The following is a 21,703-nucleotide window of genomic DNA, read 5'->3' as shown; positions in this document are numbered from 1 at the left end:
GTGCCTTATGTTGAAGAAACTGCTGCAAGGAGCCGCCCTCATGGCCGCTGTAACCACCTCGATGCTGCACGCCGCCCCGCACGAGTTGATCATCGACACCGACCCTGGTGCCGATGACCTGGTGGCGCTGTTTTTGGCTATGGCTTCACCCGGGGAGCTGAACATTCGCGCGATCACCACGGTTGCCGGCAACGTGCGCCTAGAGAAAACCGCCCGCAACGCGCGTCTGGCCCGTGAATGGGCTGGGCGCGAAGACATACCGGTCTACGCCGGTGCTGGGCGACCTTTGGTGCGCGTGCCCATCTACGCCGCTGAGGTTCACGGCGAGGAGGGCATTACCGGCGTGCAGGTGCATGAGCCAAAGCAAGGCTTGGCCGCGGGCAATGCGGTGCAGTATCTGGTCGATACCCTGAGCGCAGCCAAGCCGCACAGCATCACCATCGCCATGCTTGGGCCGCAGACCAACCTGGCCTTGGCGCTGATCCAGCAGCCAGGAATCGCCCAAGGCATCAAGGAAGTCGTGGTCATGGGCGGCGCCCACTTCAATGGCGGAAACATCACGCCAGTCGCTGAATTCAATCTGTACGCGGACCCGCATGCCGCTGAGGTGGTGTTGGCCAGTGGCGTCAAGCTCACCTACCTGCCTCTGGATGTCACCCACAAGCTGCTGACCAGCGATACTCGGCTCAAGCAGTTGAGCGCGGTCAACAACCGCGCCAGCAAGCAGGTCGTGGACATCCTTAATGCCTACATTCAGCATGACATGCAGCTCTACGGCTTGCCCGGCGGGCCGGTGCATGATGCGAGCGTCATTGCTTATCTGCTCAAGCCAGAGATGTTCAGCGGGCGGCAGATCCACATGAGTGTTGATAGTCGCGAAGGCCCGACCTTCGGTCAGACCGTTGCCGACTGGTATGGCGTGCTCAAGCAGCCCGCCAATGTCATGTGGGTAGAGCAGGGCGATGCCCAGGGCTTGTTCGATCTGCTCAGCGAGCGGCTGGCTCGATTGCCATAGCTGCCGCCTGGGGCGCGTAGCGCTCCAGCACTTGCTCTATAAAGCTGCGGGAGCCTTCGTTGCCGAGTTCGTGTACCAGCAGGTCCACGGCAATCAGCATAAGCTCCTCGGCGGTGCCTGGTGCGTACGAGCGATGGCCCGCGGGTAAGTGGACCTGGATGTCGGCATCGATGCTGAGGCTGCGCATTGGAAATTTCTCGTTGGTTCGGACTATAGGTCGAACACCGGGCCCTGGCGTTCGTAGGGAGGCATGCTGCACTCCACTTATTGCAGTAAATCATGCCTTTGCGTCAAGAGCCCTGCGACTTAGGCATAACAGTCCGTGCGCGACAAACTATTTATTCGGTGCAAAACCTGGTGACGATTGCTGTTTCCCCTCGCGGGCGCGAGTCAGGCACACTTGGGCGTTTTGCAACGAATATTGCGCACTACTGTCGCATATAGCAGTTCCCATGATGATTAGGAGGATTCATGTTCCGTACCCGTGCTTCTCTGGCAACCGTGCTGGTAGCTGTTGCGCTGGCTGGTTGCAGCACTGGCAGCGCGCCGGACGGTGACAGCAGTGCACCGGCAGCCTCGGCTGGCACCGATGGCCGCTGTAACGCCAGCGGCGCTGACTTCACCGTAGGCAAACCGGGCACGCCCCAGCTGCTTGAGCAGGCGCGTAAAGCCAGCGGCTCGCAAATGGCCCGCATCCTCAAGCCGCACGATATGGTCACCCTGGAGTACCGCTCCGAGCGGCTCAACCTCAATGTTGACGAGCAGGGTAACGTCGTCCGCGTCAACTGTGGCTGATTTGCTCTTTAATGGTCGCTGGCGCCATGGGCGGCGGCGACCAATCTGTAGAATTCAGGCATAAAAAAACCCGCCACGAGGGCGGGTTTTTTTACAGCATCCGAATTACTCCGGACGAACCTGTGCAGCCTGCATACCCTTCTGGCCTTTTTCGGCAACGAAGGAAACAGTCTGGCCTTCTTTCAGGCTCTTGAAGCCGTCGGATTCGATGGCTTTGAAGTGTACGAACAGGTCGTCGCCGCCGCCTTGAGGAGTGATGAAGCCGAAGCCTTTTTCATCGTTGAACCACTTGACGGTGCCGGTTTGGCGATTGGACATGGGGTGAATCTCCAGAAACGTAATTTTTTATCGGTGCAGATGTAGCCGAAGCTGCGTGCGCCAGGTACATCATAGTCTAATTCTGCGCGTGTCGCGCCTTTTAACTGCGAAGAAAACTGATACAGCGCAAATAAAGGCTCGGAAGCCCGCTGTTACGCGGTCAACCTTTCGTCGTGCACGCCTGTTTTACCACAGTTTGAGCCTTTTGCATCAATTTCGCGTCAACACCGTCCTTGCTGTCGAGGTCTTCGATCTCAGCCTTGCTGAAATTCTTCTCGATTGCCTGGGCACCACACTTGCAGTGGGTGTCGGCATCCTTGGCGCTGACGCCTTGCTGGGTGGCCACCTGCACGCATTGCTGCATGTAGGCGTCTTTCTTGCCGGCTGGCCAGTCGGCTTGGGCCGCCATGGGCAGCAGCAGTGCCCCCGCGGCGGTCAGGGCCAGAAGAGACTGAAGTCGCATAACCAGACACTCCCTTGATATAGGTCTGATGAAAATCGGATGCATCAGCAAATCTGATAGGCATTTTTACTCACAGTTCACCGGATTTACGCATTTACCAAATATTCGTGCCTGGCCGCTAACCTGCGTGCTAGCATGCTCGGCTTGCAGTTGCCCAGAGGCAGCCAGCAGCTATCTTTCTATTTCCAGTCACTCTGGTTCGCCCCTGACAAGCCGAAAGGCTTCTGCCACTGTGAGGCAGGCTTCCTCTATTAAGGAAGGCAGGTCGGATCTTGTACTGGCTCATCCCAACCCACGTGACCTTTGGTAGGGGTCACCACTAGGAGAGGAGGCGCCATGCCCACCATTACTCTTCCCGATGGCAGTCAACGTTCGTTCGATCACGCTGTATCCGTAGCCGAAGTCGCCGCCTCGATTGGCGCTGGCCTGGCCAAGGCCACCCTGGCCGGTAAAGTCGACGGCAAGCTGGTCGATGCCTGCGACCTGATCGAACACGACGCCACCCTGCAGATCATCACCCCCAAAGATGAAGAGGGGCTGGAAATCATCCGTCACTCGTGCGCCCACCTGGTCGGCCACGCAGTCAAGCAGCTGTACCCGACCGCCAAGATGGTAATCGGCCCGGTCATCGATGACGGCTTCTATTACGATATCGCCTACGAGCGCCCCTTCACCCCTGATGACCTCGCTGCCATCGAAAAGCGCATGCAGCAGCTGATCGAGAAAGACTACGACGTCATCAAGAAGGTCACCCCGCGCGCCGAAGTCATCGACGTGTTCCAGGCCCGTGGCGAAGACTACAAGCTGCGCCTTGTTGAGGACATGCCGGATGAACAGGCCATGGGTCTGTACCATCACGAAGAATACGTCGACATGTGCCGCGGTCCGCACGTGCCCAATACCCGCTTCCTCAAATCGTTCAAGCTGACCAAGCTGTCCGGTGCCTACTGGCGCGGCGACGCAAAGAACGAGCAGCTGCAGCGCGTGTACGGCACCGCCTGGGCTGACAAGAAGCAGCTGGCTGCCTACATTCAGCGCATCGAAGAAGCCGAGAAACGCGATCACCGCAAGATCGGCAAGCAACTCGACCTGTTCCACCTGCAGGAAGAAGCGCCGGGCATGGTCTTCTGGCATCCGAACGGCTGGACTGTTTATCAGGTGCTCGAGCAGTACATGCGTACTGTGCAGCGTCAGAACGGTTACCTTGAGATCAAGACCCCGCAAGTGGTCGATCGAATCCTTTGGGAGCGTTCCGGTCACTGGTCCAACTACGCCGAAAACATGTTCACCACATCGTCGGAAAGTCGTGATTACGCGGTCAAGCCGATGAACTGCCCGTGCCACGTGCAGGTGTTCAATCAGGGTCTGAAGTCGTACCGCGACCTGCCACTGCGTTTGGCCGAGTTCGGTGCATGCCACCGTAACGAGCCATCCGGTGCGTTGCACGGCATCATGCGTGTGCGTGGTTTCGTTCAGGATGATGCGCACATCTTCTGCACCGAAGATCAGGTCAAGAAAGAAGCGGCCGACTTCATCAAGCTGACCCTCGATGTCTATAAAGACTTCGGTTTCGTCGACGTCGCCATGAAGCTTTCGACCCGTCCGGCCAAACGTGTCGGTTCGGACGAGCTGTGGGATCGCGCCGAAGGCGCCCTGGCTGATGCACTCAATGAATCCGGCCTGGAGTGGGAATATCAGCCGGGCGAGGGCGCCTTCTACGGCCCGAAAATCGAGTTCACCCTGCGTGACTGCCTCGGCCGTAACTGGCAGTGTGGTACCCTGCAGTACGATCCGAACCTGCCTGAGCGTCTGGACGCCAGCTACATTGCCGAAGATAACGCGCGCAAGCGCCCGGTAATGCTGCACCGCGCCATCCTCGGTTCGTTCGAACGCTTCATCGGTATGCTGATCGAACACTACGCTGGCGTATTCCCGGCTTGGCTGGCGCCAACCCAGGCAGTGATCATGAACATCACTGACAAGCAGGCCGATTTTGCCCTTCAGGTTGAAAAAAATCTGACCGATAGCGGTTTTCGTGCCAAGTCTGACTTGAGAAATGAGAAGATCGGCTTTAAAATCCGCGAGCATACTTTGCTCAAGGTCCCGTACCTTTTGGTTATAGGGGATCGTGAAGTCGAAACGCAAACCGTCGCTGTGCGTACTCGCGAAGGCGCAGACCTGGGCTCCATGCCCGTCGCCCAATTCGCCGAGTTCCTTGCGCATGCGGTTTCCCGGCGTGGTCGCCAAGAATCGGAGTAATGATTATTAAGCGTGATATGAGAAACGATAAACGAGCTGCACCGAAGGCCCCGATCAACGAGAATATCTCTGCACGCGAGGTTCGGTTAATTGGTGCTGACGGTGAACAGTTGGGCATCGTCTCGATCGAAGAAGCGCTTCGTATCGCTGAAGAAGCGAAGCTGGATCTGGTAGAGATTTCTGCTGACGCCGTACCTCCTGTCTGTAAAGTCATGGACTACGGCAAAAGCCTGTTCGAGAAGAAGAAGCAACAGGCTGCAGCCAAGAAAAACCAGAAGATCATCCAGATCAAAGAAATCAAGTTTCGTCCAGGGACGGAGGAAGGGGATTACCAGGTAAAACTACGCAACCTGGTACGTTTCCTAAGTGATGGGGACAAGACCAAGATCTCTCTGAGATTCCGTGGTCGTGAGATGGCCCACCAGGAGCTGGGTATGGAACTGCTGAAGCGGATCGAAGCTGATCTCGCCGAATACGGGACCGTCGAACAGCATCCGAAGATGGAAGGACGCCAACTTTTGATGGTCATCGCCCCCAAGAAAAAGAAATAACCACCAGGGCACGGCAGGCCTTGCGGTTATGTTTATCCACCCCAATGCGGAGTTACGAACATGCCAAAAATGAAAACCAAGAGCGGTGCAGCGAAGCGTTTCCTGAAAACGGCGACCGGCTTCAAGCACAAGCACGCTTTCAAGAGCCACATCCTGACCAAAATGTCGACCAAGCGTAAGCGTCAACTGCGTGGTAGCAGCATGCTGCACCCGTCTGACGTGGCAAAAGTCGCGCGCATGCTGCGCGTTCGTTAATTCTGGTCTAGATAGAGGAAGTTACTCATGGCTCGTGTAAAGCGCGGCGTAATTGCTCGTAAGCGTCACAAAAAAATTCTGAAACTGGCTAAAGGTTACTACGGTGCACGTTCGCGCGTATTCCGTGTTGCCAAGCAGGCTGTCATCAAGGCTGGTCAATACGCCTACCGTGACCGTCGCCAGAAAAAGCGTCAGTTCCGCGCTCTGTGGATCGCTCGTATCAACGCTGGTGCTCGCGTCAACGGTCTGTCTTACAGCCGCCTGATCGCTGGCCTGAAAAAAGCGTCGATCGAAATCGACCGTAAAGTTCTGGCTGACCTGGCAGTGAACGAAAAAGCGGCGTTTGCTGCGATTGTCGAGAAAGCTAAAGCCGTTCTGGCTTAAGTACCCACGACAATCATCCGGCGGCGCATGCGCCGTCGGGTGTTGAACGTCATCGATAGGGGAAGAGCCTTCAAAGCTCTTCCCCTATTTTTGTATCTGGAGTCTGTACATGGAAAACCTGGACGCGCTGGTCTCCCAAGCCCTGGAAGCTGTGGAGCGCGCTGAAGACATCAATGCCCTGGAACAGATCCGGGTTCAATTTCTCGGCAAGAAAGGCGAGCTGACCCAGGTGATGAAGACCCTGGGCAACCTGCCAGCCGAAGAGCGCCCCAAGGTTGGAGCGCTGATCAACGACGCCAAGGAACGCGTCACCGAAGTGCTCAATGCGCGCAAGGCTGGCTTTGAAGAGGCCGAGCTCAGCGCTCGCCTGGCTGCCGAATGCATTGACGTGACCCTGCCGGGCCGTGGCCAGACCACCGGCGGCCTGCACCCGATCACCCGTACCCTCGAACGCATCGAACAGTTCTTCACCCACATTGGCTACGGCATCGCTGAAGGCCCTGAGGTCGAAGACGACTATCACAACTTCGAAGCGCTCAACATCCCCGGTCACCACCCGGCCCGGGCGATGCACGACACCTTCTACTTCAATGCCAACATGCTGCTGCGCACCCACACCTCGCCAGTGCAGGTACGTACCATGGAATCGACCCAGCCGCCGATTCGCATTGTCTGCCCTGGCCGCGTCTATCGCTGCGATTCGGATATCACCCATTCGCCGATGTTCCACCAGGTGGAAGGCTTGTTGATCGATCGCGACATCAACTTCGCCGACCTCAAGGGCACCATCGAAGAATTCCTGCGGGTGTTCTTCGAGAAGCAGCTGGATGTACGTTTCCGTCCGTCGTTCTTCCCCTTCACCGAACCGTCCGCTGAAGTCGACATTCAGTGCGTGATGTGTTCCGGCAAAGGCTGCCGCGTGTGCAAGCAGACCGGCTGGCTGGAAGTGATGGGCTGCGGCATGGTCCATCCGAACGTGCTGCGCATGTCTGGCATCGACCCGGAAGAGTTCCAGGGCTTTGCCTTCGGCATGGGCGCCGAGCGTCTGGCCATGCTGCGTTATGGCGTCAACGATTTGCGTCTGTTCTTCGACAACGACCTGCGGTTCCTGGCGCAATTCCGCTAGGCCACACCTCGACCATATTCAGGAGAACAGCATGAAATTCAGTGAACAGTGGCTGCGCGGTTGGGTAAACCCGCAAGTCTCCCGCGACGAGCTGGTTGCTCGTCTGTCCATGGCCGGCCTCGAAGTCGACAGCGTCACGCCGGCGGCTGGCCAGTTCAGCGGTATCATCGTCGGCGAAGTGCTCAGCACCGAGCAGCACCCGGATGCCGACAAGCTGCGCGTGTGCCAGGTCAGCAACGGCCAGGAGGCCTTCCAGGTCGTCTGCGGCGCGCCTAACGTGCGCCCGGGCCTGAAGATCCCCTTCGCCATGATCGGAGCCGAGCTGCCAGGCGACTTCAAGATCAAGAAGGCCAAACTGCGTGGCGTTGAATCCAACGGCATGCTGTGCTCGGCTGCCGAGTTGCAGATCAGTGAAGAAAACGACGGCTTGCTTGAACTGGCCGCCGATGCGCCGGTTGGTCAGGACATCCGTGAATACCTCAACCTCGACGACGCCAGCATCGAAATCGGCCTGACCCCGAACCGTGGCGACTGCCTCTCGGTGGCCGGTATGGCGCGCGATGTCAGCGCCCTGTACGACGTGCCGGTTACCCGCATCGACGTGCCGGCCGTTGCCCCCAGCCACGACGAAGTGCGCTCGGTCGAAGTCTCGGCCCCGGCCGCGTGCCCGCGCTACCTCGGCCGCGTGATCCGCAACGTCGACCTGGCCAAGCCAAGCCCGCTGTGGCTGGTAGAACGCCTGCGCCGCAGCGACGTGCGCAGCATCGACGCTGCAGTCGACATCACCAACTACGTGATGCTCGAGCTCGGCCAGCCGATGCACGCCTTCGACCTCGCCGAAATCAACGGTGGCATCCGCGTGCGGATGGCTGAGGAAGGCGAGAAGCTGGTCCTGCTCGACGGTCAGGAAGTCGCCCTGCGTAGCGACACCCTGGTCATCGCCGACCACACCCGGGCCCTGGCCATTGCCGGCGTCATGGGTGGCGAGCACAGCGGCGTGAATACCGAGAAGACCCGCGATTTGTTCCTTGAGAGCGCCTTCTTCGAGCCGATTTCCGTCGCTGGCAAGGCCCGTTCCTACGGTCTGCACACCGATGCCTCGCACCGCTACGAGCGCGGCGTCGACTCGCAACTGGCCCGCGAAGCCATGGAGCGCGCGACCGCGCTGCTGCTGGAAATTGTCGGTGGCGAAGCCGGCCCGATCGTCGAAGCAGTCAGCGAGCAGCACCTACCGAAAGTTGCGCCGATCACCCTGCGCGCCGAACGCATCAGCCAGATGCTCGGCATGGACATGGACCCAGCCCAGGTCGAGCAACTGCTCAACGCCCTCGAGCTGACCACCAGCGCCGATGGGGCAGGGCAGTGGACGGTACAAGTGCCAAGCCACCGCTTCGATATAAGTCTTGAAGTCGACCTGATCGAAGAACTGGCCCGTCTGTATGGCTACAACCACCTGCCAGTGCGCTATCCGCAAGCCCGTCTCGCCCCCAAAGGCGCGCCGGAAGCCCGCGGTGAGTTGCCAACCCTGCGCCGTCTGCTGGTAGCACGCGGTTATCAGGAAGCAATCACTTACAGCTTCATCGACCCGAAACTGTTCGAGCTGTTCAGTCCTGGCGTCGAGCCGCTGCTGCTGGCCAACCCGATTTCCAACGACATGGCCGCTATGCGCGCCTCGTTGTGGCCTGGCCTGGTCAAAGCACTGCAGCACAACCTTAACCGCCAGCAAGACCGCGTGCGCCTGTTCGAGAGCGGCCAACGCTTTGTCGGCCAGCTCGGCGACCTCAAGCAGCAGCCGATGCTCGCCGGCGTCGTCACCGGTACCCGCTTGCCAGAAGGCTGGGCCAACCCACGCGATGGCATCGACTTCTTCGACGTCAAAGCCGACGTTGAAGCGGTGCTGGGTTACTCCGGCGCGCTCGGCGAGTTCAAGTTCGTCGCGGGCAAGCACCCAGCCCTTCACCCAGGCCAGACCGCCCGTATCGAACGCGACGGCAAGGAAGTCGGCTACCTCGGTGCTCTGCACCCAGAGCTGGCCAAGACCCTCGACCTGGACCGCCCGGTGTTCGTCTTCGAGCTGATCCTGGAAGAAGTGGTCGAAGGTTGCCTGCCGAAATTCAGCGAACTGTCCAAGTTCCCTGAAACCCGCCGCGACCTGGCCCTGATTGCCGGCCGTGATGTGGCCGCCAGCGACGTCCTTGAAGCAATTCGTGACAATGCAGGCGAATGGCTCACAGACCTCAGGCTGTTTGACGTCTACCAGGGTAAAGGCATTGATCCTGATAGAAAAAGCCTCGCGGTCGGCTTGACCTGGCAGCATCCATCGCGCACTCTTAATGACGATGAGGTGAACGCCACCCTGCAATTGATCCTCACCTCGCTCGAACAAAGGTTGAACACCACGTTAAGGAAATAACGGCATGGGTGCTCTGACGAAAGCTGAGATGGCCGAGAGGCTGTACGAGGAGCTTGGGCTTAACAAGCGAGAGGCGAAGGAACTCGTCGAGTTGTTTTTCGAAGAGATCCGCCACGCGCTTGAAGATAACGAGCAGGTCAAGTTGTCCGGATTCGGCAACTTTGACCTTCGCGACAAACGCCAACGGCCGGGCCGCAACCCCAAAACCGGGGAAGAAATCCCGATCACCGCACGCCGCGTCGTCACCTTTCGTCCAGGGCAGAAATTGAAAGCCCGGGTTGAGGCCTATGCTGGAACCAAGTCATAACGACGAGCTGCCCCCCATCCCGGGCAAACGCTACTTCACCATTGGTGAAGTCAGCGAGCTCTGTGCGGTAAAACCGCACGTGCTGCGCTACTGGGAGCAGGAGTTCCCCCAGCTCAACCCCGTCAAACGCCGCGGCAACCGCCGGTATTATCAGCGCCAAGACGTGCTGATGATCCGCCAGATCCGCGCGCTGCTGTACGACCAAGGCTTCACCATCGGCGGTGCGCGATTGCGCATGTCTAGTGATGAAGCCAAGGAAGACACGACGCAGTACAAGCAGATGATTCGGCAGATGATTGTCGAGTTGGAAGATGTGCTGGTGGTGTTGAAGAAATAACCTGATCCGACGAGTGGAAAGTTTTTCGAAAAAAAGCTTTCATTAATCAAAAGGTTAGGGTAGATTTTGTAACGTTCTCAGCAGTATCGAGAGCAGTTCGGGGCGTAGCGCAGCCCGGTAGCGCACTTGCATGGGGTGCAAGGGGTCGAGTGTTCGAATCACTCCGTCCCGACCAATAATCCCAATGACTTAGGCCATTTCCGCAAGGAGTGGCCTTTTTCATTTGCGTGACTTTTGCGTGACTTCTCCATTTTCAAGCCTGCCTCCTTTTCAGAATCGTGAGCACCGGCCCACGCGAGTCCGTTGCTGAAACCTTGTTTGCCGCCTCTATCAACTGCCCAAGCTCAGCGCCTGAGTAGTGACTGGTCACGCTCCCGTTCTTGTGGCCAAGTAGGGACTTCCGATCCTCCTCTGTTACACCCGCTGCCTTTAAGCGCCTGCCAAAGGTATGCTTCAGGTCGTGAATCCTGATGGAAGCGAATCCAGGGTGGGCCGGCCGCAAGTGTTGCTCCTGCCAGAGCTTCGCCGCGCGCACCCTCGCTTTCTTCCAGGCCGAATCGTTCATCCGGTGCATCCCTGTGTCGTTGTACGGGAATACCCACTCCCGGCTGATCCCGCGCTGCCTGTCGATGATCGACTTCGCCACGCTGTTCAGCACCACCAGGCGCTCATCCCTGTTCTTTACGCCTGAGTTCTCATGTCGGCCGCCAAAGTCGGCCGGGATCAGAAAAACACTGGTGCCAAGCTCCGGCACCAGAATCTCCCAGTCCCACCTCAACTTGCAGACCTCCTGCTCACGGCAGCCAGTGTTCACCTTGAACAGGGCCATCTTGTGCAAGTGGTCCGGCAACTCCCCGAAGAGGATCGATTGCTCATCCCATGACAACGGGTAGGGCTTTCGGCTTGATCTCTTCTCCTCCAGCTTGGCCAGCAGCGGAATGCTGTCGAGCCAGGGCCTGCGCTCCTCATCCCGCCACTTACGGCAAGCCAGCGACAGGACGCGAATCACGCGCTCAATGGCGATATTCACGGTTCTGTTGCTGACAGCCTTGCTGATCCTGCCGTCAGGCAGCGTCCTGTCGGTTTGCCTATCCCTAATGAACCCTGCGAGAGCCTGGTCGTCGATGTGCGTCAACGGTAGGTGGCCCAGGTAAGGGTCAAGCTGCTGTAGGCACAATGCGGTCAGCTTTATCGATGGCTGATCCTTGTGCTCGAGCAGATACCGTGTCGCCGCCTCGCGAAATGTCCTGACCTGCCGTATGCCATACACCTTGCGCTGGCGGATCTGCTCCAACCGGTGGATCAGGTACTTTTCCGCTTCCGCCCGGTCACCAACTCCAGTGCTCTCGTAAATTCTTTCTCCGTTGACCTTCTTGTCGATGTGCCAGATCCCGTTACGCTGGGAGAGGCCTGTGATTGTCTTTCGCGCCATCCCTTATCTCCTGATGGGCGCTCGCTGCCGGGCGATTGTCGTCCCTGAGCGCCTTCTTTCGCAATTGCCATGGACTGGATGTAGTCGTTGACCCAGGCGTCGAGCTCCTCACGATCAAAGCCGATGCCGCGCTCACCGATCGGGAACTCGCTCACGTAAGGCCGGACGGTTTTGTTGAACTCCGCACGGCACATGCCGAGGTAGTTGGGGGCTTCGCCGGCGCGAATGACGCGCGGCAGAATGCGTGCGGCCGGTGCCGCGCTGGCGTTTGCCATGTAGGTCTCCACGCCGCCGGTGGCGGCAGGTTGGTGGTCAGCTGGATGCGCGAGCTGCTTTCGCGTGCCCCACGCATACGCGAAGAGGCTCGCCGCGCTCATCGAGGTCGGCGTGGCACATGAAACCCTTGCGGTCATGCGCCATGAACTCGGCATCGCTGGTGGTGATGGGCGACTGATTTGCGATGGAGCCAAGCCGGTAAGCGCAGCCATGACACGCCCCAGCGGGATCGCACTTACCAGCGATCTGCACGCCTTGGCAGGCCCCGAAGATGGTCGGCAGGTTCACGCTGTCGAACTTGTCGGGGTGGACGCCGCATTCATTGATGAGCACGGTGTCGCTCATCTCGGCGCAGTTAGCTGCGACAGAATTGGCCATGCCGATGAACTGGGCGAACATCTCTGCCAGCCTCGCGGTTCCGTGCTGATCCACTACGGCTTGAATCATCGTTCGGCGCATGCTCAGGCCGTGCTGGCCAATGCCGGCGATGATCAGCGCATCATCCGGCGACATGCTGTATTCAGTATTCTCAGGCACAGGTTATCCTCGCCCGCGCATGTCGGCGGGCTTGAGTAGTAGGGGGAGGGGTTAGGCGGGGCGTTTCATGAACGTGATCCAGTGCGTCTTCTCGCGCTTTCCGGACTTGTGGCCAAATAGAGGTTTCTCACTGGTCAGGGCAAGCAGCTCACTGACCAGCACCTGGGCTTCGGCCCACTTGAAAATTAGGATGCCTTCGGGCTCAAGCACGCGGAAGCACTCAGCGAAGCCCTGCCGGATGTCCTCCCGCCAGTCGCTGGTGAGCACCCCATACTTGGCGCGCATCCAGCTATCGACGCCGGCCCGGGTGAGGTGCGGCGGATCGAACACGACCAGCCGAAAGGTCGAGTCCTCGAAGGGCAGCTGGCGAAAGTCCATCAGCACGTCGGGCTCCACCTTTAGCACGCGGCCGTCGCAGAGCAGGTGTTCCTCATCGCGGATGTCGCCGAACAAAGCGCGCTGGTCTTGCTTGTCGAACCACATCATGCGGCTGGCGCTGCAGGGGTCGAGCACCTTGGCGGCAGCACTCATGGCTGGCTCTCATCTGGCTGATGAACCGGGCACGGCCAGCGCAGTGAGCCGTCGCCGGATGGGCAGGTGCAGGTCTTCGGTACGATCAGGTCGGTCATGGTTCCTCCTTGTGGGCCTGCTGAGAGCGATACCTTTCAGCGCTGCTCGAGCATCCACCACCTTGGCAACCGTGCTCGTGGCAGGCTGTCGAGGTGCACACTGATCGATAGCCCGTCCCGGCACACATGCTGCAGTTGTCACCTGTATGTGAAGGGCAGGGGTAAATCTCCGATGGCAATCCCCATTTCTGCCTGTGCAGCATTCCAGTGCCTGCGTCTGGCACCGGCGTATCGCGTTGTCTGCTCACAGCTCATACCTCTCATCAATCCAGCGCCCAGGCGCAAGTGCGGGTGTAGGTCCTGAATCTTTTTCGTGCGGGGAGAGCTGGCGCTCGTTGCCGGCCTGCAGCTGGCAGACCTTGGTTTCGCGACCGACGAACATGCCCACGCAGAAGACCTGAACCAAGGCGAAGGCGCCAATCATGGCGCCCATAAAGACCAGGTGGCGCTTCATGGCTTCGCCTCGCGGCGAGCCCACCAGCAGACAGGGCCGTCGTCGGTGTCGTGGATGGCCAGACAGAACCAGTCGCCGCCAGTAGGTCGCTCTGGCTCCCAATAGCTGCAATTTGGGTCATGGCTTTCGAAGTACCGGCTGGCAATCGCCTCATCGGCGTATTCCAGGCTGACCATGCAAACCTGCAGGCCCTGCTCGGCAATCCAGGCCTTGCAGTTGTCGCCGTCACCCTCGTCGAAGTCGGGAAGGTCGGGGTGTTGAAACATCCCATTTTCGTCGCGCACCACCGGCGCCCATTGGATCAGCTTGATTTCTTCAGGCATGACGATTCCTTAGCCGCCATTCAGCGGACAATCAAAATTAGGATGGGATAAGTGCTATTCCGGCAGGTCCATCGGGCAGAAGCCTGGAAAAAGGCTCTGTCTTGCAGTGCAAAAGTTGGGGAGACGGAACATGCCGGATATCGAAAGGCGCTACCGAGCTTATAAGCTGTTGCGAGAACTAGATTCGCTCACTAGCACCACTATGAACCAGGTCGCTTATGGTCGCCTGGGTGGCCCAGAGTGGCGCGCCGCCTGCGCTGCGCACCGCGCGGCGTTCGAACAATGGATCGAATTCGCCGAGTCACTGGAGCAAAAAACCGAAGCGGATAAAGGTCGCTCTTAAGCACAGCTTTCGGTTAATTACTATACAAGATAATAAACTTGTACAACTTATCGTCCCGGTCGTCAGTTGCACAGATCCAGTGCGCCGAATGACTTGATTGCAAACTTTTGTGCGTTATCTTTTACCTTTCAACAGGACAATAACCGAAGGACGGTGAGATGAGAGTTCGTGGAGACATTTTCTGGAAATGGGCCGACCCTACACTTCACCACCGCACCCACGACGAGACGCTCGACGATGGGACGCACGTAGATGTTCAAGTCCGACTCTCCCGGACTGGACAAACGCAAATGTTCATCGGTATTTATGCACCTAGCGGGATGGCCCTTCACGAAGAGGCTTTCGACTCCCGTCCAGGCGAGTCGATGACCAGAGCACTGGCCTGGGGCGTGGGGCTTGCTCGCCGAATAGCAACTGAAGGTGTTCCTGCAGCTGACCGCCTCGCCGCATCGAAATAGAGGGGGAGAGGGGTTACAGCTGGGTGGAGTACAGATGTGCTCTTTGCGGCGCGTCGCTTACTCGCCCTCGTTGGCCAGGGCGTTCAGGCGCTGAAGTGATGTGCCCGGGATGCCGTGTCCCCGCTCATCGGGCGGCACATCTTCGTCGCGCAGGTCGTAGCGCTTGAGCAGGTCAATCAGCTGGCGCTGGTCGTGGATGGCCTGGATGCAAGGGCGTCCCGGTAGATCGTCTGGCTTCTCGAAGCAGATCCGGTCATAGCCATTGCCGCCGACATGCCAGGCGATCGGTGCGCTCGGCTCTGCGCTGGCGGATAGGGCGACAAAGGTGCGCAGCTCTTTCACGAAGTCGTGCTCGTCTTCTTCGTCGAGGAAGTTCTTGTAGCCCTCATCCATCCCCAGGCAGGCACGCTTATTCAGGCAGAATTCGACCATGCCTACCAACGTTGAATAGGCCTCCTGCCCAAGCACTCGGATAGGGTGCGGCGCATCCCGCTTGGCCAGCTGGGCGCGCTGATTCGATATGCGCATACTCTGCCGCATTATCTGCGCGTCAGAGTGCTTGATCACTTCGCGCAGTCTCCGGTTTTCGTCGCGCAGTCGCTCGACCTCGGCAGGATCGGCGCTGGTGTAGAGCTTGGCGCCGAGCTTCGGCATCCGCCCGGCTGCCCAAGCTATCTCGTGCAGCCCTTTCCCGAACGCTACAACCTCACCCACCGGCTCGCCCTGATGCTGATCGGCTGGCTGAGCAAGGAGGGCGCGCATCCTGCGGGAGAAATCAAAGATTTGGGCCTTGGCGAAGCGCTGACATGCAGCTTCAAGCTCATCGCGCGGCACGCTGACCATCTGGTTACTACTCATGCTCGATTCTCCGATTGATACCTTGCCTGTCGCTTCTTCGAGCAGGCCTTGTGGTTACCGTGGGCGCGACTACCGCCACACTCGTCGCACGTATTTGTGAGCTGGAACCGGGGCATGCCGACTCGGGGCCGGGAGTAGGAGCGGGGGATGGGCTTCATGCGGCCTCCGCGTTTTCTGTGGGCATGGGGAAATCTCGCGGCTATGATTCGCCGTTTTCAGGGAGAGTTGAATGTGACTGATCAGGAATACCCAGCCGAAAAGCTGAAGCCCTTCAACGACGAAGCGCGGAAGTGCTTCGTAAAGATCTGGATCAGCTTGGCTATATCAGTCGCTGTTCTGGTGCTTGCACTCATCCCAGGCCTTATTCCGAGCGGCCAAACCCTTCCCAGTTGGTTCCAGAGAAGTGGCTCTCTGACGACGATAGGGGCCGTCATCGTCGGAATCTATGCGACGCGTATGAGAGACCACCTTGAAGGAAAATTTATGGGTGATCTCTACGGGATTGAAGTATTCAAGAGAGTCAAATTGCCGTTCACGATCGCAACTGTTAGCGCCTTCGTCCTTTCTGTCGTCGGCACAATCGTATGGGGTTACGGCGACCTTCTAGTGTCGAGCGCTCTGACCGGCCTTTGCCAGGCGCGCTGAGTACTCGCCGGGGAGGCGTTATCGTTGAATAGGGGAAGGCGCTGGCGGGCAGCGCTTCTGGTGATATGCTTCGCCGCTTACCAAACAGGGAGAGTGGTAATGGGATGGAAAAGTAAGCTGGTAGCGTTGAGACAGCGATTCACGCGCCGGCAGCGTCTAGTTGTGGGTGGAACAGTGTTTGTGGTCGCCCAGGTAGGATCTTTCTCGTACCCGAGCCAGCACTGGCTTTACCTGGTGATCTTCGGGGTCATCGTCTTCAGCAGCGCTTGGTCACCAGAGGTGCACCGGAAAGGCTGATCCGCTGGCGGCCAGCGCGGGAGGGTCAGGCGGCTTTCCGTGCGTTGAGCACGCGCTGGCGGGCCGCTTCGTACTCGCTGCTCACTACCTCAACCAGACCATCCACGCCATCTGTGGAGGTCAGAGAGCCGAGGTTGAGGTACACGATGCCGTTGTACTCGAAGCACACGCCGCCGCTGAGCCAGATGCCGCCGCGCTCGACGCCCATGGCTTCCCACATTTCGTCTTGGTCGATGGAGTCGGGGCAGTGCTCTTTCCAGAGATCCAGCAGCCGCTGGTGTTCCGCCTTCTCGGCGGCGCGCACTTCCTTGTCGCTGCCCTTGACGTGCTTGGCGGCGCGGCGCAATGACCGGTAACCGTACTCATCGGGTCTGCACCAGTGCACATCCAGCTCGCGGCTGGCGCTGAGCTTGATGCCGCCCACGTAGTTGCGGGTTCCGCTGTACCTCGGCGAAGAGGCCGCGCCGAATACATGGCCTAGCTTCTCGCGCTGGGCGTGCCAGGCTGCTTTCTTTTCGTCCCAGGCGCGCACCGCGGCCAGGACCTTTGGGGATTCGGTCTTGTAGAAGTAGCTCATGGCTTTCTCCATGCATGCGCCGCCCTCCGTGGCCGGATGCGGCATGGTGGCAATTTGGTTTGGGATGGGGTATTACGGGTGGCCGGCATGGGGCCGAGTTAGGGAGAAGTGAATGAGCCAGAATGACGGGGCAATCGAAATCAGTCACAACGGTGTGCTAGTACATGCTGCGCCGTATGGACCTCAAGACGGCACTATCAAGCATTTCCACATAGTAAAACCTGGTTCGCTTGAGGTGCTGCATACCGTCGAAGGACCTTGGGAATCGCAAGCCGAGGCCAAGGAAGGAGTGATCGCAGCGGTTGAGAAGCTTATTGAGGATGGCAAGATTTAGTCTGCCAGCTCGATTCTCAGCGCCTCGCGCGCCCTAAAGTTCGCAAGCTTTCGCGCCACAGCAGGTGAAACTATGATTTCGTGGCGCGGAGGTTCCAGCAGCGGCAGCGCGCCGCCCGGGCCCAGCCCATGCAAGTGGTGGATCATCAGCGTCATCGCCTCTCCCTGTTCCTCTATCCCAGCCCACTCCATCAGTTCCAGCAGGGCCAGTTTAGTCCCTGGTCGAACCTTCAAGCGCAGGTCTTCTTCCTGCAGGCGCTCGGCCTTGGCGCGGCGCTTCTCGTCACGCTGCTGCTGCGTCAGAGCCATCATCTTCTCCATTACGCACAAAGCGGGTGCCCGGCCCGATGTCGAGCAGGTCGCACACCCGGTTGATGATCTTGAGCGCGGCGTCGAACACCTTGGCGTCGTCAGGCTCGCGGGATAGGCGTTTCAGGTTCGGCTGATGCTCCAGGCAGACCTTGTCGACGAGACGCCGGGCCAGCTTGCGCAGCTCATCGGCGCTGTCGTGAAACTTCAGGCTCAGCGCAAAGGCCAGGGCCACATCATCAGGCCGGTACTGGCCGCCGCTGCGGGTGATGTACAGCTTGCGCACCGGCTTTCGCGCCGACGCATCGAATGGGGTTGCCATGCTCGACCTCCTGCAGGCCACTTGGGGGAATACTCAGGTGCTCACGCCGCCTTGTTCTTTGCAGCGCGCTTCGGATTTTTCTGCTCAATCTCGAGATCCATGTCATTCCAGCCGGCCAAGAACCAGGCGCCGTGGAATGTGGTGGGGCTGAAGGGGCTTGCCAGCTTGCTTGCGCCGTTGCGCCGGCACTGGCGGCCATCGTAGTAAACGCTGGGATGTTCGCCTTGATCACTCATTCGCTACCCCCCGTCATCGCTTGAGCGGAAAGTCGATGTCGAAAGCGGCGATGATCCGCTGCAGCTTTCGGTCGCCGATTCCGAGCTGGGCAGTGACCCGGCAGCGGGAGGCGCCGGTATCACGAAGGGCGATGATCTGATCGGCGGTTCGCCGGTCGGCCTCGGCCTGGTCAATCACTGCCTTCTCTGGCTTGACCTTCTTGGGAGGCGAGAAGAACTTGAAGCCCTCCCTCGCGGCGATACCCCACATGGCGCCTTTGGTCGTGCCCAGCAGCTCTGCCACCTCGCCGCAGCTCATGGTCTTGGCCAGCTCTGCGACCTTGGCGGCGCGCTCCCTGGCCACAGCCTTCTGCTTGTTCAGCGCCTTCTCGTGCCGCGGGCTGGATCGCTTTGGCTTCGGCTCAGGGTGCTTGCGCTGCCGAAAAGGTTGGTAGGTGAATCCCTCCAGCACGACAAGCTGGCCGCCAGAGGAGAAGAAGGCAGCTTTCGCTGCCTCCAAGTCGATTGATGGGTTCATGCTGCCTCACTTGATTCGAATCGAGCTTTCGCCGCGCTCAAGGTGGGCCCAAGGCGCGTCAGGGATCAGTTCGTGTTCGCAGTCCTCGCCGGCGGCCATGCGCTTGCGGACTGCTTCGTTGTGCTCGCGGTTGGCCTTGAGCTTGGCGGCAATCGCCTTCTTGTCCGGGTCCTCAGTCACCTGCACCCGGACTAGCTCATCGGGGATCTCATCCAGCTTGTCCACGATCACTTTCTCGGGGGCCGCGGCCAGGGTGATGGTGAACAGCGGGCGCTTAATCGATTTGATGTTGGCGGCCTCCATGTTGCGGCGCAGGTAGTCGCTGATCTGCGTGACCGCATTTTTCTTGAGGCGCTTGAGTTCGGCGAGGCGCTCAATCTCGGCATCGATGGCTAAGACCTCGCCGTCAATGTTGCGGCGCAGCATGACGATGTTGTCGGCCTTGTCGCCGAACTCACCCGCGATACCGTCCATGGTGTCTTGAATGGCCTGCTTGAGGCCCTCGTCGTCGGTGTCGGCCATGGCGGCCAACTCCATCATCTGCTTGGTAAGCGGGTAGAGGCTGCTCATGCGGCGGCCTCCTGGGTGAATTTCGGCGCGAGATCGCTCAGCTCCTTGGCAACCCGCTTGATTGCAGTGTCGTCATTTCGAGCCTTCAAGCGGCGTACGGCATGATCGTGAAGCTTCTTCAGCTCTTGCAGCGACTGGGCGCCCTGCATGGTTTCGACTACGGATTTGATGTAGTCGAGGCGCTCCTGTTTCTGCCTCTCCATCTCGGCTTCGCGATCTTCGGCTTGCTCGATGGCCTGCTCGGCCTGCAGCTGCTGGACGTAGTTTTGGTCGTCGAACATTCCGAGGAATACGTCGGCGCTGAAACCGAGCATGGAAAGCGCTTTCTTGATGGCGTCAGTAAGCGACTTCTTCGGTGCCTCGCCATCGGTGGTCATGCCGTAGTTCGTCTTGTACTGGTACCGGGTGCAGCCGTACTGCTCGATCTCGCCTCGCTGGCCGTCCTGCACGAACCACAGGCAGATCTTCACGGTGTGGCCGATCTCGCGGCCAATGCAGGCGCGCTTGTCGCCTTCGCCAGCGTAGATTTCGTGGCCATCGTCGAAGCGCTCTTCGATGATCTTCCAGCCCCAACCGATGCCCACCGGGCCGAACAACTCGGTCGCCTTCATGACCATCGCGGTGCCGTTCAGGCTGGTGATCTGCTGGCCGCCGACCTTGGCGTCCTTGGTGAATCGGGTATCGGTGGTCTGCACCTGCTCCCAGATGCGCAAATTGGTATTGGACATTGGAAAACCTCGCGCCAGGCCGGCGCCGTCAGTTGGAATAGGGGAATGCCAGGTCACCCAGGCACGGAGGTACGCTCCAGGCCCTGGCTGCGGTGGATGGTTGCGCGCTCTCGCCGCTTACGCTCCCGAAGGGGTACGGTTATCCCGAAGGTCCGCCGTGCGCCGGATGTGTGATCAGGAAGTGATTGAGCCAGCCAGTGCGCTGGCGAGCATGAAGAAGGTGCAGGCGAAGATGGCAGAGAAGGAACCGCGCCATATCACCAGGCGGCGGGCGCGTTGGTAGCGGGTCACGGGCATGGCCTCGGTCGCGCCATGGGACGGCGCTTCAGCCAGTCGGCCTTGATCGGGTAGGGCAGGTCTGCCACACGCATGCCCACTGGGAAACGCAGAGTGCCGCGCACTTGGGCGGCCTTAACTTCCTCGATCTGCTCGTCGATGAGCGTCTTCACGATTGGTGTAGTCACGCGACCTCCTTGCGCCCATCAACAATCCTGTTGAGGCGCCCGCAGTAGTGGTTGAACTCTTCGATGGTGATGCGCCCGTCACCCAGCATTGCCGTCAGCTGATGAGAGATGATCATCGAGTAGCTGGTAGGCGTGCCGGGGTGGGTCATGGCATCCAGTTGCTGATCGATCAGGACATGAGGGCTTCTCACTGCGCCTCCTCGGCCTGAGCCAGAACTCCTTGCTCAGCAAAGGGGGCGATCAGCTCTGCAGCGATTTGGCGCAAAGCTGCGTCAGGATCGGCCACCGAAAGCAGCTTGTGCGTGCTCATCTGAGCGTCTGCCCCATTCCGGCGGTGACCGTCCAGCACCAGGTGCCCCAGGGCGGAGTTGCTGCGAGACTGGGCAAGCTGATCCATTGCGAACTCGTCCACGGCCAAAGCGAAGCGCTCGTAGGTCACGCCTTGCTGAGGTCGCATACGGCGCTGGAACAGGTAGTCCGAGCCCCGCATCAGTTGGTCGATGCCTTCCTCAATCCAGTGGCGCTCTGCGCGCTCCTGCGGCGTTTCACTCACCTCAGGAGGCAACCGGTTGTCGTACTGCCATTGTGCTGCTTGAAGTGCGGACATGGTCGCCTCCTGGTGGTGGGTTACTCGGTGGGTGGGGAAGGGAGGGGCTGCCAGTGGGTGACACCGTTGCTCAGGTACATCTTCGTGTAGAGCTGGTTGCCGGCTTCATCCAGACCGGCGGTGACATCGCCGAAGTAGTCTTGGATGTGCACCATGTCGATGCCGCCCTTTGGCCACGCATGGCGCCCGGCGTGCTTTGATGTGCCGTCTGCGTAAGCGAGAACAGAGTCATCCTGTAGCTCGGGCAGCCTGTCGCTGCACTTGATCCAGCCGCTCATGCTGCCTCCGGGTGCTTCTCACCGCAGAACATGCAGTAGCTGCCAAGCACGTTGATGGTTGCCTTGGCCTTGATCTCTTTGCCCTTGGCGGTAGTGCGGGTTCCGACGACCTCACATTCCGCATACTGGCGCCCAGCTGGGATAAGCATGTAACCCTGCAGGGTCGCCTTGGCACCGGTGATTCCCGGATACCGCTCTACTGCGGCTTGCTCGAATTTCTGTCTGCAATCGCACATTGCGAAGTCCTCTGGCCGCATTGGTCAGGAGCCAGGCGAAGGTGACCAAAC

36 protein-coding genes and 1 tRNA gene are annotated in these 21,703 nt (G+C 59.4%); 15 read left to right on the top strand and 22 right to left on the bottom strand.

Going from position 1 to position 21,703, the window contains the following annotated elements:
• Window positions 1-7 precede the first annotated feature (7 nt).
• A complete protein-coding gene (locus tag HU736_RS07265) occupies window positions 8-1,015 on the top strand; it encodes a nucleoside hydrolase (RefSeq protein ID WP_186699042.1) in 1,008 nt (335 codons plus the stop codon).
• Here HU736_RS07265 and HU736_RS07260 read toward each other — a convergent pair.
• Window positions 987-1,202 carry a hypothetical protein gene (locus HU736_RS07260; protein ID WP_101320626.1) on the bottom strand — a complete coding sequence of 72 codons (216 nt, stop codon included), beginning with the start codon at window positions 1,200-1,202 and terminating at the stop codon, window positions 987-989. The two genes, HU736_RS07265 and HU736_RS07260, sit on opposite strands and share 29 nt — an antisense overlap.
• Before the next feature lie 284 nt (window positions 1,203-1,486).
• Here HU736_RS07260 and HU736_RS07255 point away from each other — a divergent pair, with 284 nt between their 5' ends.
• Window positions 1,487-1,810: an I78 family peptidase inhibitor gene (locus HU736_RS07255; RefSeq protein WP_186699044.1), complete on the top strand. Its 324-nt coding sequence runs from the start codon at window positions 1,487-1,489 to the stop codon at window positions 1,808-1,810.
• Window positions 1,811-1,915: 105 nt separating this feature from the next.
• On the opposite strand, the gene HU736_RS07250 is transcribed toward HU736_RS07255, so the two are convergent.
• Together HU736_RS07250 and HU736_RS07245 are read right to left on the bottom strand one after the other, a co-directional pair.
• Entirely contained in the window at window positions 1,916-2,128 is a 213-nt protein-coding gene (locus tag HU736_RS07250) for a cold-shock protein (RefSeq protein WP_003179963.1), read from the bottom strand.
• A 160-nt stretch (window positions 2,129-2,288) separates the two neighbouring features.
• Window positions 2,289-2,591 carry a hypothetical protein gene (locus tag HU736_RS07245; RefSeq protein ID WP_101320622.1) on the bottom strand — a complete coding sequence of 101 codons (303 nt, stop codon included), beginning with the start codon at window positions 2,589-2,591 and terminating at the stop codon, window positions 2,289-2,291.
• Window positions 2,592-2,927: 336 nt separating this feature from the next.
• On the opposite strand from HU736_RS07245, the gene thrS reads away from it, so the two are divergent.
• The 9 genes from thrS (at window position 2,928) to HU736_RS07200 (ending at window position 10,398) form a co-directional block, all read left to right on the top strand.
• Window positions 2,928-4,850: a threonine--tRNA ligase gene (gene thrS / locus HU736_RS07240; protein WP_103437796.1), complete on the top strand. Its 1,923-nt coding sequence runs from the start codon at window positions 2,928-2,930 to the stop codon at window positions 4,848-4,850.
• The gene (infC, locus tag HU736_RS07235) at window positions 4,850-5,401 is read left to right on the top strand and encodes a translation initiation factor IF-3 (RefSeq protein WP_178080772.1); all 552 of its coding nucleotides are present in this window, start codon (window positions 4,850-4,852) and stop codon (window positions 5,399-5,401) included. The genes thrS and infC overlap by 1 nt, the downstream gene beginning before the upstream one ends.
• 60 nt (window positions 5,402-5,461) lie before the next feature.
• Entirely contained in the window at window positions 5,462-5,656 is a 195-nt protein-coding gene (rpmI, locus tag HU736_RS07230; RefSeq protein ID WP_028696462.1) for a 50S ribosomal protein L35, read from the top strand.
• Between the two features lie 27 nt (window positions 5,657-5,683).
• On the top strand, window positions 5,684-6,040 hold the full coding sequence (gene rplT, locus HU736_RS07225; protein ID WP_043860801.1) for a 50S ribosomal protein L20: 357 nt from the start codon (window positions 5,684-5,686) through the stop codon (window positions 6,038-6,040).
• Between the two features lie 109 nt (window positions 6,041-6,149).
• A complete protein-coding gene (pheS, locus tag HU736_RS07220; RefSeq protein WP_101320618.1) occupies window positions 6,150-7,166 on the top strand; it encodes a phenylalanine--tRNA ligase subunit alpha in 1,017 nt (338 codons plus the stop codon).
• A gap of 31 nt (window positions 7,167-7,197) precedes the next feature.
• Window positions 7,198-9,579, top strand: coding sequence for a phenylalanine--tRNA ligase subunit beta (gene pheT / locus HU736_RS07215; protein WP_103437795.1), 2,382 nt, complete (start codon window positions 7,198-7,200; stop codon window positions 9,577-9,579).
• Window positions 9,580-9,583: 4 nt separating this feature from the next.
• Window positions 9,584-9,886: an integration host factor subunit alpha gene (gene ihfA, locus HU736_RS07210; RefSeq protein WP_002553164.1), complete on the top strand. Its 303-nt coding sequence runs from the start codon at window positions 9,584-9,586 to the stop codon at window positions 9,884-9,886.
• Complete coding sequence (locus HU736_RS07205) at window positions 9,867-10,223, top strand: MerR family transcriptional regulator (RefSeq protein WP_186699046.1); 357 nt, start codon at window positions 9,867-9,869, stop codon at window positions 10,221-10,223. Before ihfA ends, HU736_RS07205 begins: the two co-directional genes overlap by 20 nt.
• A 98-nt stretch (window positions 10,224-10,321) precedes the next feature.
• Window positions 10,322-10,398, top strand: a tRNA-Pro gene (locus tag HU736_RS07200).
• A gap of 78 nt (window positions 10,399-10,476) precedes the next feature.
• Here HU736_RS07200 and HU736_RS07195 read toward each other — a convergent pair.
• From HU736_RS07195 to HU736_RS07175, 6 genes are all read right to left on the bottom strand, one after another.
• Window positions 10,477-11,640 (bottom strand): tyrosine-type recombinase/integrase, encoded by a 1,164-nt coding sequence (locus HU736_RS07195; RefSeq protein WP_367615293.1) that lies wholly within the window; start codon window positions 11,638-11,640, stop codon window positions 10,477-10,479.
• Entirely contained in the window at window positions 11,526-11,930 is a 405-nt protein-coding gene (locus HU736_RS22035; RefSeq protein ID WP_367615284.1) for a hypothetical protein, read from the bottom strand. The genes HU736_RS07195 and HU736_RS22035 overlap by 115 nt, the downstream gene beginning before the upstream one ends.
• 37 nt (window positions 11,931-11,967) lie before the next feature.
• The gene (locus tag HU736_RS07190; protein WP_186699050.1) at window positions 11,968-12,468 is read right to left on the bottom strand and encodes a hypothetical protein; all 501 of its coding nucleotides are present in this window, start codon (window positions 12,466-12,468) and stop codon (window positions 11,968-11,970) included.
• A gap of 51 nt (window positions 12,469-12,519) precedes the next feature.
• Window positions 12,520-12,999, bottom strand: coding sequence for a class I SAM-dependent methyltransferase (locus HU736_RS07185; RefSeq protein WP_186699052.1), 480 nt, complete (start codon window positions 12,997-12,999; stop codon window positions 12,520-12,522).
• Window positions 13,000-13,341: 342 nt separating this feature from the next.
• Window positions 13,342-13,551: a hypothetical protein gene (locus HU736_RS07180; RefSeq protein ID WP_186699329.1), complete on the bottom strand. Its 210-nt coding sequence runs from the start codon at window positions 13,549-13,551 to the stop codon at window positions 13,342-13,344.
• Entirely contained in the window at window positions 13,548-13,874 is a 327-nt protein-coding gene (locus tag HU736_RS07175) for a hypothetical protein (RefSeq protein ID WP_103437460.1), read from the bottom strand. The genes HU736_RS07180 and HU736_RS07175 overlap by 4 nt, the downstream gene beginning before the upstream one ends.
• 130 nt (window positions 13,875-14,004) lie before the next feature.
• Between HU736_RS07175 and HU736_RS07170 the strand changes: the two genes are divergently transcribed.
• A complete protein-coding gene (locus HU736_RS07170; protein WP_182336586.1) occupies window positions 14,005-14,217 on the top strand; it encodes a hypothetical protein in 213 nt (70 codons plus the stop codon).
• A 158-nt stretch (window positions 14,218-14,375) separates the two neighbouring features.
• Entirely contained in the window at window positions 14,376-14,675 is a 300-nt protein-coding gene (locus HU736_RS21825) for a hypothetical protein (protein WP_103437459.1), read from the top strand.
• A 57-nt stretch (window positions 14,676-14,732) separates the two neighbouring features.
• Here HU736_RS21825 and HU736_RS07165 read toward each other — a convergent pair whose 3' ends face one another.
• A complete protein-coding gene (locus HU736_RS07165) occupies window positions 14,733-15,533 on the bottom strand; it encodes a hypothetical protein (RefSeq protein ID WP_186699054.1) in 801 nt (266 codons plus the stop codon).
• 147 nt (window positions 15,534-15,680) lie between these two features.
• Here HU736_RS07165 and HU736_RS07160 point away from each other — a divergent pair, with 147 nt between their 5' ends.
• Window positions 15,681-16,178 carry a hypothetical protein gene (locus HU736_RS07160; RefSeq protein ID WP_186699056.1) on the top strand — a complete coding sequence of 166 codons (498 nt, stop codon included), beginning with the start codon at window positions 15,681-15,683 and terminating at the stop codon, window positions 16,176-16,178.
• 322 nt (window positions 16,179-16,500) lie between these two features.
• Here the strand turns inward: HU736_RS07160 and HU736_RS07155 are convergent, their stop codons facing one another.
• Entirely contained in the window at window positions 16,501-17,052 is a 552-nt protein-coding gene (locus tag HU736_RS07155; RefSeq protein ID WP_225912989.1) for a Mu-Gp12 family protein, read from the bottom strand.
• A gap of 112 nt (window positions 17,053-17,164) precedes the next feature.
• Between HU736_RS07155 and HU736_RS07150 the strand changes: the two genes are divergently transcribed.
• A complete protein-coding gene (locus HU736_RS07150) occupies window positions 17,165-17,386 on the top strand; it encodes a hypothetical protein (RefSeq protein WP_186699061.1) in 222 nt (73 codons plus the stop codon).
• Here HU736_RS07150 and HU736_RS07145 read toward each other — a convergent pair.
• From HU736_RS07145 to HU736_RS22155, 11 genes are all read right to left on the bottom strand, one after another.
• On the bottom strand, window positions 17,383-17,694 hold the full coding sequence (locus HU736_RS07145) for a hypothetical protein (RefSeq protein WP_186699063.1): 312 nt from the start codon (window positions 17,692-17,694) through the stop codon (window positions 17,383-17,385). The genes HU736_RS07150 and HU736_RS07145 overlap by 4 nt on opposite strands.
• Entirely contained in the window at window positions 17,669-18,016 is a 348-nt protein-coding gene (locus HU736_RS07140; protein ID WP_186699065.1) for a DUF7740 domain-containing protein, read from the bottom strand. The genes HU736_RS07145 and HU736_RS07140 overlap by 26 nt, the downstream gene beginning before the upstream one ends.
• 41 nt (window positions 18,017-18,057) lie before the next feature.
• Window positions 18,058-18,252: a hypothetical protein gene (locus tag HU736_RS07135; RefSeq protein ID WP_186699067.1), complete on the bottom strand. Its 195-nt coding sequence runs from the start codon at window positions 18,250-18,252 to the stop codon at window positions 18,058-18,060.
• A gap of 13 nt (window positions 18,253-18,265) precedes the next feature.
• Window positions 18,266-18,769 carry a hypothetical protein gene (locus HU736_RS07130; RefSeq protein ID WP_186699069.1) on the bottom strand — a complete coding sequence of 168 codons (504 nt, stop codon included), beginning with the start codon at window positions 18,767-18,769 and terminating at the stop codon, window positions 18,266-18,268.
• Between the two features lie 6 nt (window positions 18,770-18,775).
• Complete coding sequence (locus HU736_RS07125) at window positions 18,776-19,339, bottom strand: siphovirus Gp157 family protein (RefSeq protein ID WP_186699071.1); 564 nt, start codon at window positions 19,337-19,339, stop codon at window positions 18,776-18,778.
• A complete protein-coding gene (locus tag HU736_RS07120; protein WP_186699073.1) occupies window positions 19,336-20,067 on the bottom strand; it encodes a hypothetical protein in 732 nt (243 codons plus the stop codon). Before HU736_RS07120 ends, HU736_RS07125 begins: the two co-directional genes overlap by 4 nt.
• Window positions 20,068-20,354: 287 nt before the next feature.
• Window positions 20,355-20,531: a hypothetical protein gene (locus HU736_RS07115; protein WP_186699075.1), complete on the bottom strand. Its 177-nt coding sequence runs from the start codon at window positions 20,529-20,531 to the stop codon at window positions 20,355-20,357.
• Complete coding sequence (locus HU736_RS07110) at window positions 20,528-20,722, bottom strand: hypothetical protein (protein ID WP_186699077.1); 195 nt, start codon at window positions 20,720-20,722, stop codon at window positions 20,528-20,530. Before HU736_RS07110 ends, HU736_RS07115 begins: the two co-directional genes overlap by 4 nt.
• Window positions 20,719-21,138, bottom strand: a complete 420-nt coding sequence (locus tag HU736_RS07105) for a hypothetical protein (RefSeq protein ID WP_186699079.1) — start codon at window positions 21,136-21,138, stop codon at window positions 20,719-20,721. The genes HU736_RS07110 and HU736_RS07105 overlap by 4 nt, the downstream gene beginning before the upstream one ends.
• A gap of 20 nt (window positions 21,139-21,158) precedes the next feature.
• Window positions 21,159-21,416 carry a DUF551 domain-containing protein gene (locus tag HU736_RS07100; RefSeq protein ID WP_186699082.1) on the bottom strand — a complete coding sequence of 86 codons (258 nt, stop codon included), beginning with the start codon at window positions 21,414-21,416 and terminating at the stop codon, window positions 21,159-21,161.
• Entirely contained in the window at window positions 21,413-21,652 is a 240-nt protein-coding gene (locus HU736_RS22155; RefSeq protein ID WP_264081767.1) for a hypothetical protein, read from the bottom strand. The genes HU736_RS07100 and HU736_RS22155 overlap by 4 nt, the downstream gene beginning before the upstream one ends.
• Window positions 21,653-21,703: the final 51 nt, after the last annotated feature.

This window comes from Pseudomonas shirazensis (assembly GCF_014268785.2).
GTDB lineage: Bacteria > Pseudomonadota > Gammaproteobacteria > Pseudomonadales > Pseudomonadaceae > Aquipseudomonas > Aquipseudomonas shirazensis.
The sequence above is the reverse complement of the archived record's forward strand: the minus strand, read 5'-3'. Positions and strand labels throughout refer to the sequence as shown.

What these genes read in the sequence shown, in the direction of transcription:
- HU736_RS07265 (WP_186699042.1), top strand. Translation starts at nt 8, where the DNA reads ATGTTGAAGAAACTGCTGCAAGGAGCCGCCCTCATGGCCGCTGTAACC.
- HU736_RS07260 (WP_101320626.1), bottom strand. Translation starts at nt 1,202, where the DNA reads ATGCGCAGCCTCAGCATCGATGCCGACATCCAGGTCCACTTACCCGCG.
- HU736_RS07255 (WP_186699044.1), top strand. Translation starts at nt 1,487, where the DNA reads ATGTTCCGTACCCGTGCTTCTCTGGCAACCGTGCTGGTAGCTGTTGCG.
- HU736_RS07250 (WP_003179963.1), bottom strand. Translation starts at nt 2,128, where the DNA reads ATGTCCAATCGCCAAACCGGCACCGTCAAGTGGTTCAACGATGAAAAA.
- HU736_RS07245 (WP_101320622.1), bottom strand. Translation starts at nt 2,591, where the DNA reads ATGCGACTTCAGTCTCTTCTGGCCCTGACCGCCGCGGGGGCACTGCTG.
- thrS (WP_103437796.1), top strand. Translation starts at nt 2,928, where the DNA reads ATGCCCACCATTACTCTTCCCGATGGCAGTCAACGTTCGTTCGATCAC.
- infC (WP_178080772.1), top strand. Translation starts at nt 4,850, where the DNA reads ATGATTATTAAGCGTGATATGAGAAACGATAAACGAGCTGCACCGAAG.
- rpmI (WP_028696462.1), top strand. Translation starts at nt 5,462, where the DNA reads ATGCCAAAAATGAAAACCAAGAGCGGTGCAGCGAAGCGTTTCCTGAAA.
- rplT (WP_043860801.1), top strand. Translation starts at nt 5,684, where the DNA reads ATGGCTCGTGTAAAGCGCGGCGTAATTGCTCGTAAGCGTCACAAAAAA.
- pheS (WP_101320618.1), top strand. Translation starts at nt 6,150, where the DNA reads ATGGAAAACCTGGACGCGCTGGTCTCCCAAGCCCTGGAAGCTGTGGAG.
- pheT (WP_103437795.1), top strand. Translation starts at nt 7,198, where the DNA reads ATGAAATTCAGTGAACAGTGGCTGCGCGGTTGGGTAAACCCGCAAGTC.
- ihfA (WP_002553164.1), top strand. Translation starts at nt 9,584, where the DNA reads ATGGGTGCTCTGACGAAAGCTGAGATGGCCGAGAGGCTGTACGAGGAG.
- HU736_RS07205 (WP_186699046.1), top strand. Translation starts at nt 9,867, where the DNA reads ATGCTGGAACCAAGTCATAACGACGAGCTGCCCCCCATCCCGGGCAAA.
- HU736_RS22035 (WP_367615284.1), bottom strand. Translation starts at nt 11,930, where the DNA reads ATGGCAAACGCCAGCGCGGCACCGGCCGCACGCATTCTGCCGCGCGTC.
- HU736_RS07185 (WP_186699052.1), bottom strand. Translation starts at nt 12,999, where the DNA reads ATGAGTGCTGCCGCCAAGGTGCTCGACCCCTGCAGCGCCAGCCGCATG.
- HU736_RS07180 (WP_186699329.1), bottom strand. Translation starts at nt 13,551, where the DNA reads ATGAAGCGCCACCTGGTCTTTATGGGCGCCATGATTGGCGCCTTCGCC.
- HU736_RS07175 (WP_103437460.1), bottom strand. Translation starts at nt 13,874, where the DNA reads ATGCCTGAAGAAATCAAGCTGATCCAATGGGCGCCGGTGGTGCGCGAC.
- HU736_RS07170 (WP_182336586.1), top strand. Translation starts at nt 14,005, where the DNA reads ATGCCGGATATCGAAAGGCGCTACCGAGCTTATAAGCTGTTGCGAGAA.
- HU736_RS21825 (WP_103437459.1), top strand. Translation starts at nt 14,376, where the DNA reads ATGAGAGTTCGTGGAGACATTTTCTGGAAATGGGCCGACCCTACACTT.
- HU736_RS07165 (WP_186699054.1), bottom strand. Translation starts at nt 15,533, where the DNA reads ATGAGTAGTAACCAGATGGTCAGCGTGCCGCGCGATGAGCTTGAAGCT.
- HU736_RS07160 (WP_186699056.1), top strand. Translation starts at nt 15,681, where the DNA reads ATGGGCTTCATGCGGCCTCCGCGTTTTCTGTGGGCATGGGGAAATCTC.
- HU736_RS07155 (WP_225912989.1), bottom strand. Translation starts at nt 17,052, where the DNA reads ATGAGCTACTTCTACAAGACCGAATCCCCAAAGGTCCTGGCCGCGGTG.
- HU736_RS07150 (WP_186699061.1), top strand. Translation starts at nt 17,165, where the DNA reads ATGAGCCAGAATGACGGGGCAATCGAAATCAGTCACAACGGTGTGCTA.
- HU736_RS07145 (WP_186699063.1), bottom strand. Translation starts at nt 17,694, where the DNA reads ATGGCTCTGACGCAGCAGCAGCGTGACGAGAAGCGCCGCGCCAAGGCC.
- HU736_RS07140 (WP_186699065.1), bottom strand. Translation starts at nt 18,016, where the DNA reads ATGGCAACCCCATTCGATGCGTCGGCGCGAAAGCCGGTGCGCAAGCTG.
- HU736_RS07135 (WP_186699067.1), bottom strand. Translation starts at nt 18,252, where the DNA reads ATGAGTGATCAAGGCGAACATCCCAGCGTTTACTACGATGGCCGCCAG.
- HU736_RS07130 (WP_186699069.1), bottom strand. Translation starts at nt 18,769, where the DNA reads ATGAACCCATCAATCGACTTGGAGGCAGCGAAAGCTGCCTTCTTCTCC.
- HU736_RS07125 (WP_186699071.1), bottom strand. Translation starts at nt 19,339, where the DNA reads ATGAGCAGCCTCTACCCGCTTACCAAGCAGATGATGGAGTTGGCCGCC.
- HU736_RS07120 (WP_186699073.1), bottom strand. Translation starts at nt 20,067, where the DNA reads ATGTCCAATACCAATTTGCGCATCTGGGAGCAGGTGCAGACCACCGAT.
- HU736_RS07105 (WP_186699079.1), bottom strand. Translation starts at nt 21,138, where the DNA reads ATGTCCGCACTTCAAGCAGCACAATGGCAGTACGACAACCGGTTGCCT.
- HU736_RS07100 (WP_186699082.1), bottom strand. Translation starts at nt 21,416, where the DNA reads ATGAGCGGCTGGATCAAGTGCAGCGACAGGCTGCCCGAGCTACAGGAT.
- HU736_RS22155 (WP_264081767.1), bottom strand. Translation starts at nt 21,652, where the DNA reads ATGTGCGATTGCAGACAGAAATTCGAGCAAGCCGCAGTAGAGCGGTAT.